General features: G+C 75.7%; 1 protein-coding gene. It reads left to right on the plus strand.

Annotated elements, in window-relative coordinates:
* Positions 1-4,770: type I polyketide synthase (locus AQI95_RS42960; protein ID WP_159056737.1), on the plus strand; the 4,770-nt coding region annotated here is incomplete at both ends.

Consider the following 4,770-nt stretch of genomic DNA (forward strand, 5'->3'; position numbering starts at 1 on the left):
AGGCGTCGGAGGACGAGGTCCTGCCGCTGCTGACCGAGCGGGTGAGCGTCGCCGCCGTCAACGGGCCTGCGTCGGTGGTCGTGGCCGGTGACGAGGACGCCGCCCGGGCCGTCGCCGACGCCTTCGCCGCCCGGGGCCGCAAGACCAAGCAGCTCACCGTCAGCCACGCCTTCCACTCGCCGCACATGGACGGCATGCTCGACGCCTTCCGCGAGGTGGCGGAGGGACTGACGTACGCCGCCCCCCGCGTCCCGGTCGTCTCGAACCTCACCGGCGCCCTCGTCACCGACGAGATGGGCTCCGCCGACTTCTGGGTCCGCCACGTCCGCGAAGCCGTCCGCTTCCTCGACGGCATCCGCTGGCTGGAGAGCCGCGGTGTCACCGCCTACGTCGAACTCGGCCCCGACGGCGTCCTGTCCGCTCTCGGCCAGGACTGCCAGACCGCCACCGGCCCCCGCGTCGCCGCCTTCCTGCCCGCGCTGCGCACCGGCCGCCCCGAAGACCGCACCCTGACCGCCGCCGTCGCCGGTGCCCACGTCCGCGGACTCACCCCGGACTGGGCCGCCCGCTTCGCCGCCACCGGCACCGGCCGCGTCGAGCTGCCGACGTACGCCTTCCAGCGCGAGCTGTACTGGCCCCGCGACCCCTTCACCGACCTCACCGGACCTGCCGAAGGCCGCGAACTCGGCCTGACCGACGCCAAGTTCTGGGAGGTCGTCGACAGCGAGGACCTGGCCGCCTTCGCCGACACCCTCGGCGTCGACGGCGACGAACCCCTCAGCGGCGTCCTGCCCGCCCTCTCCGCATGGCACCGCCGCCACCGGGACCGCGACACCGTCACCGGCTGGCGCTACCGCGTCACCTGGACGCCGCTCACCGACACCGCGGCCGCGCCCCTCGCCGGGCACTGGCTCCTCGCGGTGCCCGCCGGGCACACCGACGCCCCCTGGACCCTGGCCGCCACCCGCGCCCTGACCGCCCGCGGCGTCACCGTCACCCCCCTCACCGTCGACGCCACCGCCGACGACCGGACCACCCTGGCCCGGCACCTCACCGCAGCCCTGGAGACGACGCCCGACGCGCCCGCCGGGGTACTGTCGCTGCTCGCCCTCGACGAGCGCCCGCACCCCGAGGACGCGGCGCTGCCCGCCGGCCTCGCCGCCACGCTCGCCCTCGTCCAGGCCCTGGGCGACGCGGGCGTGGACGCCCCGCTCTGGGCCGCCACCCAGGGCGCCGTCGCCACCGGCCGCTCCGACCGACTCGCCAGCACCGCCCAGGCCGCCCTCTGGGGCTTCGGCCGGACCGCCGCCCTCGAACTGCCCGCCCGCTGGGGCGGCCTCGTCGACCTGCCCCCCGCCCCCGACGAGCGCGCCACCGGCCGCCTCGCCGACGTCCTGGGCGGACTCGGCACCGAGGACCACGTCGCCGTACGCTCCACCGGCGTCTTCGTCCGCCGCCTGGCCCGCGCCCCCCAGGACCACACCCCGGCCGCCGACTGGACCACCTCCGGCACGGCCCTCGTCACCGGCGGCACCGGAGCCCTCGGCCGGCACGTCGCCCGCTGGCTCGTCCGCTCGGGCGCCGCACACCTGCTGCTGGTCAGCAGGCGCGGCCCAGGCGCCGACGGCGCCGCCGAACTCGCCGCCGAACTGCGCGAGATGGGAGCCGAGGTCACCCTCGCCGCCTGCGACGTCTCCGACCGCGACGCCGTGGCCCGCCTCCTCGCCACCGTTCCCGCCGAACTCCCGCTGACCACCGTCGTCCACGCCGCCGGTGTCCTCGACGACGGTGTCCTCGACGCCCAGACCCCGCAGCGCCTGGCGGGCGTCCTGCGGCCCAAGGCCCACGCCGCCCAGGTCCTGCACGAGCTGACCCGCGACCTGGACCTGGCCGCCTTCGTCCTGTTCTCCTCCGTCGCCGCCGCCTTCGGCGCCGCCGGACAGGCCAATTACGCCGCCGCGAACGCCTGCCTGGACGCCCTCGCCGAGCAGCGCCGCGCCGACGGGCTGCCGGCCACCGTGATCTCCTGGGGCGCCTGGGCCGAGGGCGGCATGGCTGCCGACGAACTCGTCGCCGAGCGCCTGCGCTCCGCCGGACTCCCGGCCCTCGCCCCCGAACTCGCCCTGTCCGCGATGAACACGGCGCTCGCCCTCGACGAGACCTCCTGCGTCGTCGCCGACATCGACTGGGCCCGCCTCACGCCCGGCCTCACCGCCGTCCGTCCCTGCCCGCTGATCGCGGCGCTCCCCGAGGCCGTCCAGGCCCTCGCCGCCACGGGCCGGGCCGCCGACGCCCCGGCCGAGGCCGCCGACGGCCTCGCCCGCCGGCTCGCCCAGGCACCGGCCGGCGAACGCGACGCCCTCGCCCTGGAGTTCGTCCGTACGCAGATCGCCGCCGTCCTCGGCTACGCCGGCCCGGAGTCCGTCGAACCGGCCGTCGCCTTCCGCGACCTCGGCTTCGACTCCCTGACCGCGGTGGAGATCCGCAACCTCCTCACCGCCCGGACCGGGCTGCGCCTGCCCGCCACCCTGATCTTCGACTACCCCAACTCCCTGGCCCTGGCCGCCTTCCTCCAGGGAGAACTCCTCGGAGCGCACCCCGCCGACCCGGCCGGCGCCACCACGACCGGGGCGGGCACCGCGACCGACGACGATCCCATCGCGATCGTCGCGATGAGCTGCCGCTTCCCCGGCGGAGTCCGCACCCCCGAGGAACTGTGGGAGCTGCTCGCCGACGGCCGCGACGCCATCTCCGGCTTCCCGACCGACCGCGGCTGGGACCTCGACGGGCTGTACGACCCGGAGTCCCTCGCCGAGAACACCACCTACGTCCGCGAGGGCGGCTTCCTCGCCGACGCGACCACCTTCGACCCCGCCTTCTTCGGTATCTCCCCGCGCGAGGCCCTCGCCATGGACCCGCAGCAGCGCCTGCTGCTGGAGACCTCCTGGGAGGCTTTCGAACGGGCCGGCATCGACCCCGCCACCGTGCGCGGCGAGCGCATCGGCGTGTTCACCGGCACCAACGGCCAGGACTACCTCGACGTCATCCTCGCCGCCCCCGACGGCACCGAGGGCTTCCTCGGCACCGGCAACGCGGCGAGCGTCGTCTCCGGCCGCGTGAGCTACGTCCTCGGCCTGGAAGGCCCCGCGGCCACTGTCGACACCGCCTGCTCCTCGTCGCTCGTCGCCCTGCACTGGGCCATCCAGGCCCTGCGCGCCGGCGAGTGCACGATGGCCCTGGCCGGCGGTGTGACCGTCATGTCCACCCCCGCCTCCTTCATCGACTTCAGCCGCCAGCGCGGCCTCGCCGAAGACGGCCGGATCAAGGCCTTCGCGGCCGCAGCCGACGGCACCGGCTGGGGCGAGGGCCTCGGCATGCTCCTCGTCGAGCGGCTCTCCGACGCCCGCCGCAACGGCCACCCCGTCCTCGCCGTCGTCCGCGGCTCCGCCGTCAACCAGGACGGTGCCTCCAACGGTCTGACCGCCCCCAACGGCCCCTCCCAGCAGCGCGTCATCCGCCAGGCCCTCGCGAGCGCCGGCCTGACCGCCGCCGACGTGGACGCCGTCGAGGCCCACGGCACCGGCACGAAGCTCGGCGACCCCATTGAGGCCCAGGCACTGCTGGCCACGTACGGCCAGGACCGCGAGGACGGCCGACCGCTGCTTCTCGGCTCCATCAAGTCGAACCTCGGTCACACGCAGGCCGCCGCCGGCGTGGCCGGCGTCATCAAGATGGTCCTGGCCATGCAGCACGGGATCCTGCCCCCGACCCTGCACGTCGACGAAGCGACCCCGCACGTCGACTGGACCGCCGGTGACGTCGCCCTGCTGACCGGTGCCGTCCCCTGGCCGGAGACCGGCCGGCCGCGCCGCGCGGGCGTCTCCTCCTTCGGGATCAGCGGTACCAACGCCCACACCATCATCGAGCAGGTCCCTGAGGCCGCGTCCCCCGCGCCGGTGCCCTCCCCGGCCGCCCCGCTTCCATGGCTGCTGTCCGGCAGGAGCCGCGAGGCCCTGCGCGACCAGGCCCGCCGCCTGCACGAGCACGCCGTCCGTCATCCCGAACTGGGCACCGCGGACCTCGGGTTCTCCCTGGCCGCGGGCCGCTCCGCCTTCGAGCACCGCGCCGCCGTGGTGGCCGCGGACCGCGCCGCGCTCCTCGCGGGCCTGGAGACGCTGGCGGAGGACGGCTCGGCCGCCGCGCTCGCGACGGGCTCCCCGGCCGCGGGCAGGACCGCGTTCCTGTTCACCGGCCAAGGCAGCCAGCGCCTCGGCGCCGGCCGTGAGCTGTACGACGCCCACCCGGCCTTCGCGGACGCGCTGGACGCGATCTGCGCCCGCATGGACGCCGCACTCGAACTCCCGCTGAAGGACGTGCTGTTCGGCGAGGACTCGACCGTCCTGGACCGAACGGAGTACGCGCAGCCCGCGCTGTTCGCGGTCGAGGTGGCGCTGTTCCGGCTGCTGGAGTCGTGGGGGGTACGGCCCGACTTCGTCGCCGGTCACTCGATCGGTGAGGTCGCTGCCGCGCATGTGGCGGGTGTCCTGTCGCTGGAGGACGCCTGCACGCTGGTCGCCGCGCGTGGCCGTCTGATGCAGGCGCTGCCGTCGGGCGGTGTGATGATCGCCGTCCAGGCTTCCGAGGACGAGGTCCTGCCGCTGCTCACCGACCGTGTCGGCATCGCCGCCGTCAACGGGCCGAGCGCCGTCGTGATCGCGGGTGACGAGGACGCGGCGCTGGCCGTGGTGGCCTCCCTCGCGGACCGCAAGG

The sequence above is a fragment of the Streptomyces yokosukanensis genome, assembly GCF_001514035.1.
GTDB lineage: Bacteria > Actinomycetota > Actinomycetes > Streptomycetales > Streptomycetaceae > Streptomyces > Streptomyces yokosukanensis.